The organism is Pseudomonas khavaziana, assembly GCF_019145205.1.
GTDB lineage: Bacteria > Pseudomonadota > Gammaproteobacteria > Pseudomonadales > Pseudomonadaceae > Aquipseudomonas > Aquipseudomonas khavaziana.
This window is the reverse complement of the sequence record NZ_JAHSTT010000019.1, coordinates 15,502-30,802: the sequence shown is the minus strand read 5'-3', so window position 1 is coordinate 30,802 and position 15,301 is coordinate 15,502. Positions and strand designations below refer to the sequence as shown.

At 60.6% G+C, this 15,301-nt stretch carries 16 protein-coding genes; 1 reads left to right on the top strand and 15 read right to left on the bottom strand.

Annotated features, from left to right (window positions below; genetic code table 11):
* Positions 1-81 precede the first annotated feature (81 nt).
* The 7 genes from KVH01_RS27675 to KVH01_RS27645 form a co-directional block, all read right to left on the bottom strand.
* Positions 82-2,163 carry a carboxy terminal-processing peptidase gene (locus KVH01_RS27675; protein WP_225924406.1) on the bottom strand — a complete coding sequence of 694 codons (2,082 nt, stop codon included), beginning with the start codon at positions 2,161-2,163 and terminating at the stop codon, positions 82-84.
* Positions 2,164-2,533: 370 nt separating this feature from the next.
* Positions 2,534-3,187, bottom strand: coding sequence for an HAD family hydrolase (locus KVH01_RS27670; RefSeq protein WP_217883628.1), 654 nt, complete (start codon positions 3,185-3,187; stop codon positions 2,534-2,536).
* A 33-nt stretch (positions 3,188-3,220) separates the two neighbouring features.
* Positions 3,221-4,210, bottom strand: a complete 990-nt coding sequence (locus tag KVH01_RS27665) for an ABC transporter ATP-binding protein (protein WP_217883627.1) — start codon at positions 4,208-4,210, stop codon at positions 3,221-3,223.
* Positions 4,207-5,007 carry an ABC transporter permease gene (locus KVH01_RS27660; protein ID WP_217883626.1) on the bottom strand — a complete coding sequence of 267 codons (801 nt, stop codon included), beginning with the start codon at positions 5,005-5,007 and terminating at the stop codon, positions 4,207-4,209. The genes KVH01_RS27665 and KVH01_RS27660 overlap by 4 nt, the downstream gene beginning before the upstream one ends.
* Positions 4,994-5,830, bottom strand: coding sequence for an ABC transporter permease (locus tag KVH01_RS27655; RefSeq protein ID WP_161796519.1), 837 nt, complete (start codon positions 5,828-5,830; stop codon positions 4,994-4,996). The genes KVH01_RS27660 and KVH01_RS27655 overlap by 14 nt, the downstream gene beginning before the upstream one ends.
* 5 nt (positions 5,831-5,835) lie before the next feature.
* Positions 5,836-6,642: an alkaline phosphatase family protein gene (locus KVH01_RS27650; RefSeq protein WP_217883625.1), complete on the bottom strand. Its 807-nt coding sequence runs from the start codon at positions 6,640-6,642 to the stop codon at positions 5,836-5,838.
* A 190-nt stretch (positions 6,643-6,832) separates the two neighbouring features.
* Entirely contained in the window at positions 6,833-7,909 is a 1,077-nt protein-coding gene (locus KVH01_RS27645) for an ABC transporter substrate-binding protein (protein WP_217883624.1), read from the bottom strand.
* A 351-nt stretch (positions 7,910-8,260) separates the two neighbouring features.
* On the opposite strand from KVH01_RS27645, the gene KVH01_RS27640 reads away from it, so the two are divergent.
* Positions 8,261-8,986, top strand: coding sequence for a UTRA domain-containing protein (locus KVH01_RS27640; RefSeq protein ID WP_043050321.1), 726 nt, complete (start codon positions 8,261-8,263; stop codon positions 8,984-8,986).
* Here the strand turns inward: KVH01_RS27640 and KVH01_RS27635 are convergent.
* Genes KVH01_RS27635 through KVH01_RS27600 form a run of 8 tightly spaced genes read right to left on the bottom strand, consistent with a single transcriptional unit; the run spans position 8,967 to position 15,120 of the window.
* A complete protein-coding gene (locus KVH01_RS27635) occupies positions 8,967-9,929 on the bottom strand; it encodes a metal ABC transporter solute-binding protein, Zn/Mn family (RefSeq protein ID WP_043050322.1) in 963 nt (320 codons plus the stop codon). The two genes, KVH01_RS27640 and KVH01_RS27635, sit on opposite strands and share 20 nt — an antisense overlap.
* Complete coding sequence (locus KVH01_RS27630; protein WP_043050323.1) at positions 9,929-10,828, bottom strand: metal ABC transporter permease; 900 nt, start codon at positions 10,826-10,828, stop codon at positions 9,929-9,931. Before KVH01_RS27630 ends, KVH01_RS27635 begins: the two co-directional genes overlap by 1 nt.
* Complete coding sequence (locus tag KVH01_RS27625; RefSeq protein ID WP_217883623.1) at positions 10,825-11,571, bottom strand: metal ABC transporter ATP-binding protein; 747 nt, start codon at positions 11,569-11,571, stop codon at positions 10,825-10,827. The genes KVH01_RS27630 and KVH01_RS27625 overlap by 4 nt, the downstream gene beginning before the upstream one ends.
* Positions 11,568-12,488, bottom strand: a complete 921-nt coding sequence (locus tag KVH01_RS27620; protein WP_034116836.1) for a metal ABC transporter substrate-binding protein — start codon at positions 12,486-12,488, stop codon at positions 11,568-11,570. The genes KVH01_RS27625 and KVH01_RS27620 overlap by 4 nt, the downstream gene beginning before the upstream one ends.
* A 19-nt stretch (positions 12,489-12,507) precedes the next feature.
* Entirely contained in the window at positions 12,508-13,068 is a 561-nt protein-coding gene (locus KVH01_RS27615; protein ID WP_043050325.1) for a DUF6162 family protein, read from the bottom strand.
* Positions 13,065-13,388: a hypothetical protein gene (locus KVH01_RS27610; RefSeq protein WP_043050326.1), complete on the bottom strand. Its 324-nt coding sequence runs from the start codon at positions 13,386-13,388 to the stop codon at positions 13,065-13,067. The genes KVH01_RS27615 and KVH01_RS27610 overlap by 4 nt, the downstream gene beginning before the upstream one ends.
* Entirely contained in the window at positions 13,385-13,921 is a 537-nt protein-coding gene (locus KVH01_RS27605; RefSeq protein ID WP_043050327.1) for a hypothetical protein, read from the bottom strand. The genes KVH01_RS27610 and KVH01_RS27605 overlap by 4 nt, the downstream gene beginning before the upstream one ends.
* Positions 13,918-15,120: a PepSY-associated TM helix domain-containing protein gene (locus tag KVH01_RS27600; RefSeq protein ID WP_217883622.1), complete on the bottom strand. Its 1,203-nt coding sequence runs from the start codon at positions 15,118-15,120 to the stop codon at positions 13,918-13,920. Before KVH01_RS27600 ends, KVH01_RS27605 begins: the two co-directional genes overlap by 4 nt.
* Between the last annotated feature and the right edge of the window lie 181 nt (positions 15,121-15,301).

Below are 15,301 nucleotides of genomic sequence, written 5' to 3'. Positions count from 1 at the left end.
GCCTGCGGTCCTTTCATTTCACGACAGAATGATGTCTATATGATGACACTCCATGGAGTGCTCACATTAAATCGCCATCATTTACTGCTTGGCCACCTGCTTGGTGATTTTCAGGTAATCGAGCAGGATCCGGCCAGTCTCGGCCAGGTAGGCATCGTCTTCCGGCTTGGTTTTATCCGCTTCGGTCGGCAGTGCGTCTTCGTCTTCTTTCTTCAGCTCTTTGAGCGGATCTTCGCCCTTGGCCTTGCGGCGGGTGTTTTCCAGTACCAGTTGCTGGTTCTCGATGCTGGAGTGCTGTGCACGCCGATCCGCTTCGTTGAGACTGACGGTTTTCTCTTCCATCAGCTTCTTGGCCAGGGCCAACTTGTCACGAATGAACACGAACTCGGCATCCTTGGCGGAGCGGGTGTCGTGGTCAGCCTTCAACTGCGCCAGGAACGGCTTGAACGGATCCGACGCCGGCTTGATTGCAGGGCGGATGGTGTCCCATGGCATGGCTTCAGGCAGGGCGCTTTCGCCGATTTCCTTGGTGTCGATGATCGACGGGAAATCAATGTCCGGCAGCACGCCCTGGTGCTGGGTGCTCTGCCCGGAGACCCGGTAGAACTTGGCCAGCGTCAGTTTAAGTTCGCCATGGTTCAGCGGCTGGATGGTCTGCACGGTGCCTTTGCCGAAGGTCTGGCCGCCGATGATCAACGCACGGTGATAGTCCTGCATGGCGCCGGCGAAAATCTCCGAAGCCGAGGCCGAGAGGCGGTTGACCAGCAACGCCATCGGCCCTTTGTAGAAGGCTCCCGGGTTCTCATCCTCCAGTACGTCGACGCGGCCGTCAGCGTTGCGCACCAGTACGGTCGGGCCCTTGTCGATAAACAGGCTGGTCAGCTCGGTGGCTTCCTGCAGGGAGCCGCCGCCGTTGTTGCGCAGGTCGATGACCACGCCATCAACTTTTTCTTTCTGCAGTTCCGTGAGGATTTTCTTCACGTCGCGGGTGGTGGACTTGTAGTCCGTGTCGCCCGCACGGAAGGCCTTGAAGTCCAGGTAGAAGGCCGGGATTTCAATCACGCCCAGCTTGTAGTCCTTGCCATCCTGCTTGAGGTTGAGGACTTTCTTCTGCACGGCCTGGTCTTCGAGCTTCACCGCTTCACGGGTGATGGACACGATCTTGCTGGTCTGGTCGTTCGGTGCATTGGTGTGCGGAATCACTTCCAGGCGCACCACGCTGCCTTTCGGCCCACGGATCAGCTTGACCACTTCGTCCAGGCGCCAGCCGACCACGTCGACCATCTCTTTGTCAGCCTGGGCCACGCCGATGATCTTGTCCGCCGGGGCGACCTGTTTGGTCTTGTCCGCCGGACCTGCCGGCACCAGGCGTACGATCTTGACTTGGTCGTTGTCGCTTTGCAGGACGGCACCGATGCCTTCCAGGGACAGACTCATGTTGATATCGAAATTTTCCGCGTTATCTGGCGACAGATAATTGGTGTGCGGGTCGTAGGACATCGCAAAGGTGTTGATGTAGGCCTGGAAGATATCTTCGGCACGGGTCTGGTCCAGGCGCGCCAACTGATTCTTGTAGCGCTTGGTCAACAGCTCCTGGATGGCCTTGGGCTCTTTGCCGGCGATCTTCAGGCGCAGCACTTCGTCCTTGACGCGTTTGCGCCACAGGTCGTCGAGGGCTGCGGTGCTGGTCAGCCACGGAGCGTCCTTGCGATCCACCAGAAGGGTTTCCTTCTGGGTGAAGTCGAGCTTATCGATGCCTTTGTCCAGCTCACCCAAGGCGAAGTCCAGACGCGCCTTGACGCGGTCCAGGTAACGCTTGTAGATGGTGAAACCAGGCTGCAGGTCGCCGCTCTTGAGGAAGTCGTCGAATTGCGTCTTCCATTTGTCGAACTCAGCGATATCGCTGGCCAGGAAGTAGCTGCGCGACGGATCCAGCAGCTTGAGGTAGCTGTCGTAGATGATCACCGAGCGAGCGTCGTCCAGCGGCGGCTTGCTGTAGTGATGGCGCTTGAGCAACTCGACGACGTTGAGGCTGGCAATCACCTCATCGCGATCAGGCTGAAGATTGTCCCAGCTGTTGGCTGCGAACGTATTGGTCGACATCGACGCGAAGCCGAGACCAATGAAAAAAGCTAAGGCGGTGCTGGGGAACAGATGCTTCATGCTGATTCGACGCGGGGGCAATTGATAACGCATATTAGGCCGTCTTTGAGGGAGCCGGTTCCATATGGTCCGGTCGCATAATGCAAAAAGCCCGGCACTACTGCTACGGGCTCAGTCCAGACTCACTATGGAGGCACAGTGAGAGCATTGCAAGGCGTCGAGGGGGATCTCGAGTGGTGTAAGAGCTCGGTCCTACATGCAATGTAGGGCGAGTTCGTGGTAGCAAGCTCTAAACGCGCTGAATATTCCACAGTTGTAACGGGACCCATGTGGGAGGGGGCTTGCTCCCGATGGTGGTGTATCAGATGAAATATTCTTCACTGATACACCACCATCGGGAGCAAGCCCCCACATGGGGATCTCGGTTGGTTCAGGCCCAATGGTGGATCGGCCAGCGGGCCTGTTCGGCGTGGGCGCGCAATACGGGGTCCGGGTTCACCACCTGCGGGTGATCCACCTTGAGCAGTAGTGGTAAATCATTGCGCGAATCCGAATAGAAATACGCGCCCTCCAGCGTTTCCCCTTCGTGCTCCAGCCATTCCAACAGGCGCGTGATCTTGCCTTCACGATAGGTCAGCACGCCTGCAGTCTTGCCGCTGTACACGCCGTGGCCGACGTCCAGGTTAATCCCCAACACTTCTTCAATACCGATGCGCGCCGCAATCGGCGTGACCAGATGAGTGCCCGATGCGGAAATCACCAGGATCCGGTCACCATTGGCACGGTGGCGGGCGATGGTCTTGGTGGCGTCGCTATAGATCAGCGGCTCGATCACGTCTTCGACCCAAGGCTCCACCAGATGCTCGATCTCTTCCGGCGTGCGGCCGATCATCGGCTCCAGGCTGAAGTCCATGAAGTCTTCCATGCGCAACTCGCCCCGGCTGTAGGCGTCCATCAATTCGTTGTTCCTGCGCATGAACGACTCGGGATCTACCCAGCCCAGGCGGCCCATCTGTTCGCTCCACAGGGTGGCGCAGTCGCCGTGGATCAGGGTGTCATCCAGATCAAAAATTACCAATGCCATCCGTCATGCTCTCTCTCAATAGGTCGCTGCCTGTCAGGCTACTTCACACAGGGCGCTGGGGTCGATGGAAAGTGCCAGGCGCTGGCCGTCCGGGTGCAGATCGTCGGCCGAGCGGTTGAGCACGTCCACCACCAGCTCTACACCGCGGGCTTCGATGCGGTAGCGGATCACGTTGCCCAACAGGCTGTGGCTACGCACCAGCGCATCCAGTTCGCCGTTGCGGCTCAGCTCGATGGCTTCCGGGCGAATGGCAATACGGCTGTTGATCGGGCGTTGCAGCAGTTGGGTGGCCTTGTCGGCGTCCAGCAGGTTGTAGTTGCCGATAAAACCGGCGGCGAATACATCCACCGGCGCTGTGTAGAGCGTCTCGGCATCGCCGCTTTGCACGATCTTGCCCTGGTTCATCAGGAAGATGCGGTCAGACATGGTCAGGGCTTCTTCCTGGTCATGGGTCACGAAAATCGTGGTCAGCCCCAGCTCGCGCTGGATCTGGCGGATCTGTTCGCGCAAGTGCTTGCGAATCCGTGCATCCAATGCCGACAGCGGTTCATCGAGCAACAGCAGGCGCGGGCGGGTCACCAGGGAGCGGGCGAGGGCGACGCGTTGGCACTGACCACCGGACATCTGGTGCGGATAGCGGCCGGCCAGCTCCTTTAGCTCAACCAATTGCAGCACTTCCTGCACGCGCTTGTGGCTGTCGTCAGCGTTGACCTTTTGCATGCGCAGGCCGAACGCGACGTTCTGCTCCACGGTCATGTTGGGGAACAGCGCGTAGCTCTGGAACACCATGCCGATCTGACGTTTCTGCGGGCTCAAGGGCACGATGTCCTGCCCATCCAGCAGGATTTTCCCGCCGTCCACCGAGGTCAACCCGGCAATGCAGCGCAGCAGGGTGGACTTGCCGCAACCGGACGGGCCGAGCAGGGTGACGAACTCGCCCTTGGCGATTTCGCAGTTGATATCACTGAACACCGTGGTACCGGAGTAGCCTTTTTGCAGATGTTGGACGCTGACGAAGCTCATTGGCTTTTGTCCTTGTTCAAGATATTGGCGGCCCAGGTCAGCACCAGCACGAAGAAGAAATAGGAAATCACCACGGCGCTGGTGAAGTGGCCGCTGCTGTTGCGCATGTTGTTGAGGTACACCTGCAAGGTCTCGTAGCGGGTGCCGACAAGGATGTTGGCGAACACGAATTCGCCGAACAGGAACGAGAACGACAGCAGCAGCGCTACCATCAAGCCCTTGCGCAGGTTGGGCAGCACCACCAGTATCGCGGCCTGCCAGGTGCTGGCACCGGGCAGTTGCGAGGCGTCCATCAGATCGCGCAGGTTGATGGCTTGCAGGTTATTGGTGATCGCGCGGTACATGAACGGCAGCGCCACGGTGAAGTAGCAGCCGATCAGGATCCATGGCGTGCCCACCATCGCTAATGGCCCGGAGCCATATAGTTGTAGCAGGCCCACCGACGACACCACCGGCGGCACCGCAAAGGGCAGCAGGATCAGGATGTTCATCAGCGCGTCGAGCCTGGGGAAGTGGTAATGCACCACGAACAGCAACGGCAGGATCAGCACCACCGAAAGTATCAGCGCGCCCACGCACACCAGCAACGATTGCGCGAATGCCATCAGGAAGCGCGGGTCGCTCCACAGCTGTACATACCATTTCACCGTGAAACCGGCAGGCAGGATGGTGGCCGACCAACTGCTGGCAATGGAATACACAAAGGTGCCGATCAGCGGCAGCACCAGGATCAGGAACAACAGGTACACCACTACCCGATGGTAGAGGGTGGCCGGGCCGGCATCAGCGCGTGACATGGTAGCTCCTCTTGAGCAGCAGTTGATGGACCACGGTGACCACGGTCATCAGCGCCACCAGCACCACGGCCAGGGCGCTGGCCATGTTCGGGTCCAGCGACACATCGCCGGAGACCAGGCCGGCAATGCGGATCGGCAGCACGTTGAAGTTGCCGGTGGTCAGGGCATACACCGTGGCGTAGGCGCCCAGCGCGTTGGCCAGCAGGATCACGAAGGTGCCCAGCAGTGCCGGCGTCAGCACCGGCAACCCGATATGCCGCCAGAACTGCCAGCCATTGGCGCCGAGCAGGGCGGCCGACTCGCGCCAGTCTTCGCGCAGTGCGTCAAAGGCCGGGTAGAGCAACAGCACGCCGAGGGGAATCTGGAAGTAGGTATAGAGGATGATCAAGCCGGTTTTCGAGTACAGGTTGAAGTCCTGAATGATCCCGGCCTGCTTGAGCATGATGGTGATGCTGCCGTTGAACCCCAGCAGGATGATGAACGCGAAGGCCAGGGGCACGCCGGCGAAGTTGCTGGTCATGTTGGCAAAGGCCGTGACGAAGTTGCGCAGCGGCGAATCCACCCGGCGCAGGGAGTAGCTGCCCAGGGTAGCGATGATGATGCCGAAGATGCTGGAGTAGAAACTGATCTCCAGGCTGAACTGGATCGCCTGCCGGTAGAACTTCGAAGTGAAGATTCGCGTGAAATTTTCCAGGCCCCAGCCGGACTCTTCGGTCTGCAGGCTGTTGATCAGCACCCACACCAGCGGCGCAATCTCGAACACTATAAAGAACAGTGCGAAGGGCACCAGGCAGAGCAGGGCCAGCCATTTGCCGCGGGTCATTGAATTCACTTCAGCAGCTCCCGGCACACAGGTTTGTCGTGTAGTACGCCGAGCAGTTCGCACACCGTGCCGCACAACTCGGTCTGTTTGGGCGCGGCATTGCTGTCCAGGCTGAATCCGTCGCCGAGTACAAACAGGGGGACTTCGCGCTCTTCTGGCAATAGGCCATTGTGGGAGCGATCGTTGTTCATGCCGTGGTCGGCGGTAACCATCACCTGGTAGCCGGCGTCGAGCCAGGCTTGCAGATAGTCGGCCAGGATGATGTCGACCGAGCGTGCGCTGTTACGGTATTGCGCGGAGTCGAGACCGTGCTTATGGCCGGCGTCGTCGATGTTCATCGGGTGCACCACCAGCAGGTTCGGCGCGTGCTTGAGCCGCAGGCTTTCGGCATCGGCGAACAGGTGGGAATCCGGATAGTGGTCATGCCAGTAGAAATGCCCGTGCTGGATCGCCAGCGCCTCGTCGTCGGTATGGCGATCGCGGGCAGCGATAAAGGGCGTGCGGTTATACAGCTCGCTGACCCAATGGTAAGCCGCCGCCGCGGTAGTCAAGCCGGCATCGGTGGCGTAATGGAAGATGCTGCGCTGGTTGGACAGGTGCGAGACGTTGTTATGCACGATGCCGCTGTCAATCGGCGCCACGCCGGTGAGGATGCATTCATACAGCGGGCGGGACAGGGCAGGCAGTTCACATTCCAGTGTGTAGAGGGCTGCGCGTCCTGCGCCGACATAGGCCTGCAAGTGCCCCATAGCGTGCCTGGCGACCTCGAAGTTCAGGCCGTCGAGCACCACAAGGATGACATTGTGCTTCATGGGGGAGAGCGCTCCGCAGCAATAGACTTGACTAAATTCCCCTGGAGGAACGAGGTCAAAAATGTGGGAGGGGGCTTGCTCCCGATGACGGTGGATCAGCTGATAAATCTGTTGAATGGCACACCGCTATCGGGAGCAAGCCTCCTTCCCACATTGGATTTCCAGTGGATTTCCAATGTGGGCGACAGGCTTATTTCATTTCTACGATGACCTGCTCGTTCCACAGCTGCGGCAGCTTCTTGGAGGTCGCTTCCCAGGCATCGGCATCCTTGATCGGTTGCGGATTGGCCTTGGTGTACTGCTCGCCCGGGATCAGGTTCTTGGCGATATCGGCCGGCAGTTTCAGATCGGTTTCAGCGCGGATAGGACGGGCATTGCCCTTCGCCAGATTGAGCTGGCCGGCATCGCTGAAGATGTACTCGCGGGTCAGCTTGGCGGCGTTCGGGTGCTTGGCGTATTTGTTGATGATGGTGGTGTAGCCGGATTTCACCGAGCCATCCGAAGGGATCAACACCACGTAGTCATCCGGGTTGGCCATCTTGGCCTTGTAGCTCAGGCCGTTGAAGTCCCAGACGATACCCACTTCGACTTCGCCTTTTTCCATGGTGGCGATGGTCGGGTTGGACAGCGAGAGGCGACCTTGCTGGGCGATCTTGGTGAAGAATTGCAGGCCCGGTGCGATGTTTTTCTCGTCGCCCTTGTTGGCGATGGCGGCGGCGAGTACCGCGTTGGACGCCTGGGCGGCGGTGCTCACGTCACCTACCGACACCTTGTACTTGCCGGTCTGCAGGTCAGCCCAACTGGTGGGAACCTCGGAGCCGTGCAGCAGCTTCTTGTTGACGATAAAGGCAATGGTGCCGGTGTAGGCCAGGGCCCAGTGACCGTCTTTGTCTTTGGCCCAGTCTGGCACCTGTGCCCAGGTGGAAGGCTTGTACGGCTGGGTGACTTCCTGCTTCACCGCGATGGGGCCAAAGGCCGCGCCAACGTCGCCGATATCGGCACTGGCGTTGTCTTTTTCGGCTTTGAACTTGGCGATTTCCTGGGCCGAGCTCATGTCGGTGTCGATGTGCTTGAGGCCATAGGTGTTGGCCAGGTCTGCCCAGGTGCCTTTCCAGTTGGCCCAGTCATCGGGCATGCCGACGCTGTTGATGGCGCCTTCCGCTTTCGCGGCGGCTTCGAGCGTTTTCAAATCGGTATCAGCGGCCATGGCGGCGGTGCACATGGCAAGGGTCGAGCCTAACAGTGATGCCAGGAAAAGCTGTTTCATCCGAAGCTCCTTTGGGCGTTTTCAACGCGGCGTTTTATATGAACGTTAGCGGTGGTTTGGTCTAGGTCAGCAATACCTGAGCCAATCTAGGCCCGATGGATGACAGTTTCATGTCGATGTCGTTTTCAAAGTGCTGATGTCGCTCAGCGCAGACTTAGCGTAGACCATGTCCAAGTGCCCGCAGCCAAAGGACTTGGCCGATGTATTGCAGGGTGTGCTGCAGGCAGCTTGTGGGAGCTGTCATCTGTCGGTCATCTGTAATGCCTAGGCTGGCACGCAACGGCAAAAGCCCAGATAGAGCACGTTTTGTGCACCCGAACGGTGCTGGTCTAGTCCAGATAGGTAACGTTGATGCGTGATGAGGCAATCAAGGCGGTAACCTCCATTGGCCTGGCGCTGCAAGAGCAGATCGACCATGGCCTGTTGCCGCCAGCCAGCAAGTTGCCCGCCGAACGCAAGCTCAGCGAGTTGTTTGGTACCACTCGGATTACCGTGCGGGAAGCCTTGTTACAGTTGGAGGCTCAAGGGCAGATCTATCGCGAAGAGCGTCGCGGCTGGTTCGTCTCGCCGCCGCGACTGGCCTATAACCTGATGCAACGCAGCCACTTTCACGCAATGGTCAGCGACCAGGGGCGTGTGGCCTGCACTGAAGTGATTTCAGCCCGGCTGCAACCGGCGTCGGCGGCGGTGTGTGCATGGTTGCAATTGCCGGCGCTGTCCAGCGTGATCCAGATTTGCCGTAGCCGCAGGATTGACGGGCGTCTGGTGCTGTACGTGGAGCACTACCTGAACCCCCGGTATTTTCCGGGGATCCTGGCGTGTGATTTGAATCAGTCGATGACCGAGTTGTATGCGCGCAAGTACGACTTGCACTATGGACGGGTGCGCTTTGAAATCGTGCCGACTTCACTGCCAGTGGAGGCCGCCGCCGCGTTGCGCGTGTCGGTGGGCAGCCCGGGCTTGCGCATCGCCCGGGTCAACTATGACCAGCACCAGCGCCTCATCGATTGTGACCTGGAGTTCTGGCGCCATGATGCGATTCATGTTGGGGTGGATGTCATGGCGTCAGCGTCTTGATCACCTGATCCACATTGGTTTCCAACTCGGTCACAGGGTCGGCACCGTCCACGTTCAACACCAGCAGTGTAGAGCCGCCGGCAGTGACAGCCGCTTTCACGGGCTCACTGGGTTGACGGTGATGCAGCACGACTGCCACGTCATTGTCCTTCAACTGCGCGCTGAGTTTTTGCAGCATTTCAGGCGTCCAGTCGGCATCGGGTCGCGCATCGGTGCTGACCACTTCCAGATTCAAGCTGCTGACCAGGTAGGCAAAGTGATCGCTCAAGCTGACCACGCTCAGGTTGTCGGCTTTTGCCAGTCGCGCCTCGCTGTCGGCGTTGAGCTTGAGCAGGCGTTGCTTGAGCGCGGCCAGGTTGGCGTCGATCTTCGGTTTGGCGCCCGGTGCCAGGCGGCTTAGGTCGGCGGCCATCACATCGGCCATGCGCCCCAGATTGTTGCTCGATTGCCAAGGTTGGCTGTTCAAACCGTCGGTGGCGCCGGGTTGCACGGCGATCCCTGGCAAGCCGCCGTCTACCGGGCGTGCGGCATCCACTTCCACGATACGGATATTGCTGCGACGCGCCACCGGGTACAGCGGGTCATCGGCCCACAGGGAACGCAGGCCGATGGCGGCGTCTGCGTCCTGTGCCAAGGTATTGAGTGCCGCAGCACCGCGGCCAGTAAAATAGGACACCTGGCGCGAGCCTGGCAGGTTGGCGGGGGCCGCACGTTCAAGCTGCACGTCGGTGCCTTTGAGCAGCACTTCGGCCAAGCCGTAGGTGATGGGCAGCGAGGCCAGGACCTTCACCGGTTTTACCGACTTGGCCTTGGTCAGTGCGGCATGACCGAGACCGTGGTTGGCCTTGAACTCCTTCGGATCGAAACCGTCAACGGCGGCCAGCGCCGAAAAACTGATCAAGCAAGCGATGGCCAGGGCCATTGGGCGAAAGACGGGGCGCATTATCCAAGATTCCCTTTGAGGCTGGGCACGGTGCCGCGGGCAATGGCGGCGAAGGCAAAGGCGATACCGGCAACCAGGATGATTGCGGCGCCGGACGGGATCGGCAGGTCGAAGATGATCGGCAGCAGGATCCCGCACAGGGTGCTGACGGTGGCGATGATGACCGACACCCAAAAGAACCCCTTGAGCGACTGGCTCAACAGGCGTGCCGCGGCGGCCGGAATCACCAGCAGCGCACCGACCAGGATCGCGCCGATGACCTTGACCGCCGCGACGGTGATCAGTGTCACCAGGATCACGAACAGATAATCCAGGGTTTTCACCGCGACACCACGCACCGCCGCCAACTGCGGGTTGAAACTGGCGAGCATGATGCGGTTGTACAGCGGCAACGCCAGGGCCATCACCAGCGAACCGACGATTGCCAATACCAATAAGTCGTTGCCATTGACCGTCAGCACCGAGCCAAACAGCACGTTCTCCAGAATATGCACATTGATCTTGCCGGCCAGGATCAGCAGCAGGCTGGCACCCAGTGCCAGGGAAACCGACAGGAACACGCCGATCAAGGTGTCCGGCGCCAGGCCGGTACGGTTGCGCAGGTAGTTCAGCAGGATGCCGAACAGCAGGCAGTAGCCGAACAGGCTGCCATAGGGCCCGGTGTAGGGTTCGCCGAGCAGGATGCCCACGGCCACGCCGGTCAGTGCGGCATGGCCGACTGCTTCGGAGAAAAACGCAAAGCGCTTGACCACCACCAGCGTACCCAAGCCGCCCAGTACCGGGCCGATCAGCAAACCGGCGAGCAGGGCGTTGACCACAAACCCGTAGGCCAGGGCTTCCGGCAGGTAGCCGGAAGAGGCCCAGCCCTGGATCATCAGGCGAAAGGCTTCATAACTCATTGCGCCGGGCTCCGAGGGTGAGTGGAGAACAGGGTCAGCAGGCGATCCGGGGTCAGCGCCTCTTTGGGCGTGGCGTCGAACAGCACCCGGCGGTTCAGACCGGTGACGCGGTCGGCCAGGCGGCCGACAGCTTCCAGGTCGTGCTCGATCCATAGCACAGTGATGCCGGCCAGGCGCCAGTCATTGAGCAAGCGTTCGAAGACCTGGATACCCGCTTCGTCGAGGGCCGACATCGGCTCATCCAGTACCAGCAATTGCGGCGCCGGGATCAGGCCCTGGGCCAGTAGGACGCGCTGGCGTTCGCCACCGGACAACGCGCCCATGCGGCGCTTGCGCTTGTCCTGCATGCCTACCCGTTCGAGCGCTTGGCCAATGGCGGCGGCGTAATGCCTGGACAGGCCCAGGAACGCCGGGCGGCGCTGGCACATGGCGGCCATGAAATCATCCACGGTCATCGGCAAGCCACGGTCAAACTCCAGTGCCTGGGGCACATAGCCGACGGTGCCGGGCGTGGTTGGCCATTCCAGGCTCAATCGGCCCTGGTGGGGTGTTTGCCCAAGCAGAGTCTTGATCAGCGAGCTTTTGCCGCCGCCGTTGGGGCCGACCAGCGCATGGATGCTGCCCGGCTGTACCTGGAAACTTACGCCATCAAGAATCACGGTGCGACCCAGGGTCAGCGAGACCTTTTCGAAGTTTAGGGTCGGGCCGACGCTGGCCAGGTTCAGTTGCTCTGCCGCCGTCATGCCCCCGACTCCTGGATCGCACGGACCACGGTGTTGAGGTTGCCGGTCATTTCCACTTCGTACTTTTCAGCGCTGTATTCGCCGTAGGAAATATGCGACAGCGGGTAGAGCTTGACCCCGGATTCACGCTGGATGGTGTCAACGTAGGTGGACGGGAAATCCATCTCCGAGAAGATCACCTTTACATCCAGGGCGCGCAGCTCATCGATGGTTTTCTTCAACTGGCTGGGGCTCGGCTCGATACCGTGGGCCGGCTCCACTACCGCAGTCACTTCCAGGCCAAACTCGCGCAGCAGGTAGTCATAGGCGGCATGCACTGTAGCTACGCGCAGGTCCGGGTTTGGCGCGCTGGTCAGCTTGGCCAGGGCGTCGGCGCGCATCTGGCGCAGGCGCTTGCCGTAGGCGCGGGCGTTCTGGGTGTAGGCCTTGGCGTTGTCCGGGTCGAGCTTGCCCAATTCGCGGGCGATGTTATTGACCTGGGCTATCGAGGCACTGATCGACAGGAAGGTGTGTGGGTTGACTACCTTGCCTGCGCCGCGTGCGGCATTGCCGGTGGCGGCCAGCAGCGGCACGTTGGCGTTGGCTTCGATTACCGGGATGTCCGGGCGCTCGCTGGTGGCGATCATGCGGTCGGCGAAGTCATCATGGCCGACGCCGTTGAGCACGATCACGTCGAGTGTGCCGATGCGCTTGATGTCTTCGGCGCGTGGCTCGTAGGCATGGGGGTTGAAGCCGGCCGGGATCAGCGGCACCACCTCAGCCTTGTCGCCGACGATATTGGCGACATAACTGTAATAAGGATGCAGGGTGATGCCGATACGCAGGCGCTTGGCTGCCTCGGCATTCGCCAGGGGAGCGAGCATCAGGCTGAGAAAGCTGACCAGCAACAGGCGCAACAGGGGCGATGAAATAGACATGGGCAATCGGTCTTCTCGTTCAGTGACGGTGCTGGCGGGTGACGCCGGCATCGAATTGCGCGACCACTTGCTGCCAGCCGGCTGCAATCAGCGCCTGGTCAGTGAGGTCGGAAGGGGCGGCGAGGTTGGCGCTGCGGTTGAGCCAGATATCCGGCTCGTTGCCCTGCACGCGCATCAGCAGCGAACCGCTGGTGGCCGGAACCTGGCTCAAACCCAGGTAGGCGGCCGGGGCCAGCAACTGCCAGCGATGGTCGCCACGGCTGACCGAACTGGCGTCCTGGGCAAAGGGCGCGAAGCCTTCCTTGGCCAGTTGCTCAGGCGTCGGCAGGGCGCTCTGCTCCTGCTGCAACAAGTGGATTTCATCCAGCGTCACCCGCAGGTCGGCATAGATGCCTTGTTCGGCGGCGCTCAGGTCGCGGCGGGCGTCCAACTGGTGGCTTGGCACGGCCGCGACTGCCTGGGTTTCACCATGCAGCGCCACCACCGTCCCCGCCACCGCCAGGATGATCAGGCACAACAGCAGCACATAGAGGGTTTCATGACCTGCACCGGCGGGGCGTACAACCTGTGTGGTAGTCATTGCGCCTGGATATCCGCTTGGTCGATTTCCACGACGTGGCCGGGGCCGGCATCAAACAACACGTAGAACTCGGCCGCAGGCTTCTTGAAGGTCAAGGTCGAATCCTCGCCGAGCTTGCCCGGCACCAGGATGGTTTCGTCGTAGCCGATCACATCCAGGGTCACACCGGGGGCGCCGCTGCCGTCGGAAAAACCGCCCTTGCATTGGATCTGCTCGCCGGGGATTTCCTTGCATTCGCACATCGGGTTATGGGCAAAGGCGGTGGTACTGAAAGCCGCGCACAGCAACAGTGCGGCGCGGGTCAGGCGCTTGAAGGTCATGGTTTGACTCCTTGCTTGTTCAGCCAGGCAATGGTGGCAGGCGAGGCCTGGCTCAGCGGGATGGAACCCTGGTGCATGCTGCCGTCCCAGCCTTCCATGGTCACCCACACTTCGGCGTCTACCGGTGTGCGTTCCGGCACCGGCAGGGCGGCGCCCATGCGGTACGGCGTACCAAAGAAGATGACCCCGGCGGCGCGCAGGCTGCGCGGCTTGCCGATGCGCAGGTAGGTGGCCTTGACCTGATTGGTGCAGGTGTCACACAGGGCGGCATTGAATAATTTCATCGGTCCGGCAGGGTCCGGCCGTGGGCCTTCATTGCGCAGCTCGGCGAGGGTCAGGCTCCACGGGCCGACCTGCACTTGCCCAGCCACGCGTTCGCCGATACCGGTATCCCCGCGAAACAGCGCGGCATCGGCGAAGTACTTGGGCATGAACCCCAGTGGCACGAGCAACAGCAAAATGTTGATATGGAAACGCCATTTCAGCCAGAAGGCGCGCAGGGGGGACGGCGGTACAGTCGCGACCTTGCTCATCGTTGGGCCTCCGAGGTTTCAGCCTGCATGGCCGGGATAGGCGCGGGTTGCCGCTGGGTCTTGGCTTCGCGCTTGAGGGCGTTGAGGGTGGCCAGGGCGGTGCGCTTGGTCCAGATCAGCAAGCCGCTCAGTACCATCATGCTCAGCACCAGGCCGAAGAATGCCCAGATCAACTTGATCCACAAACCGCCAAAGTCACCGGTGTGCAGCGGGCGCATGGATTCGGTGACGAACTCCAGCGCAGTACGGTCCGACAACAGGTTCGTGACGGCGATTTCACCGTCATAGGGGTTCAGTTGCGCAGTCTGGAACATCAGTGGGTACCAGCCACGGCCGCCGATCTGCAAATGGCTGTAGGCGTTGAACGGCAGGACCAGGAAAGAAGCCTCCAGCCCGGGGATGCGTTGGCTCGCAATCTTGATTGCGTCGTCCAGCGCAATCATCGGCGCGGGCACGCCAGGCCCGGAGGTTGGCACTTTCTCCCGGGCGATCACCGGTACGACCGGCTCGCTGGAGATGGAAATCTGGTTGTCGCCCAGGATCGCCTGGATCAGGAACCAGATGCCGGTGATGGAAATGACCGCGATAAACCAGATCGACCAGATACCGCTGAGGCGGTGGAAGTCTCCCCAGAAAATGCGCGCACCGTGGCGAAAACGCAGGGTTGGCTTGAAGAAACCTTTCCAGAAGCGCTTGTACACCACCAGGCCGGTGACCAGCGAGGCCAGCAGCGGCAAGCCAAGCAAGGACACCAGGTACCAGCCCCAGCTGTAGCCGTTGGTGAACGGCACCAGCCACCAGCCATGCAAGGCACGGGTGAATTGCTGGAAGTTGAACGACGGACTGATGCCCTGGATCGCTCCGGTATAGGGGTTGGCGTAGACCTCCACGGAACGTCCATCCGGGTAGCTGAGGTCGACACTCAGGGCGAAGTGCGATTCATCCGGGCGGCTGATGGATTGCACGATAGCCTGGGGTTCATCGCGCTTGATGGCGGCGATCACCTGGCCAAAGCTCAGCGGCTGGGCGTCATCCGACGGTTTGCTCGCACGGATATCCGGGTTGGCCAGCCAGACGATTTCCTGGCTGACCACCGCCAGGGTGCCGGTAACGCAGACGATCAGTACAAAGAACCAGATGGGCAATGCCAGCCAGCTATGCACGAGAAACCAGAGTTTGGAGCGTGACTTCTTCGACATGATTAATGAGGGTCTTGATCGGAGGGGGCAATGTAGGCCCGGAAAAGGCCAGTCGTAGCTTTTGCTGACGCGACGGGCTGTATCTAAATTAAGACGGATGAGAATGAGAAATCCCTAAGGCTTATATGAAAGAAAATGTTTCAGGTTCGCATCCAGGTGGCATTGAAAGGCTGATCGAACA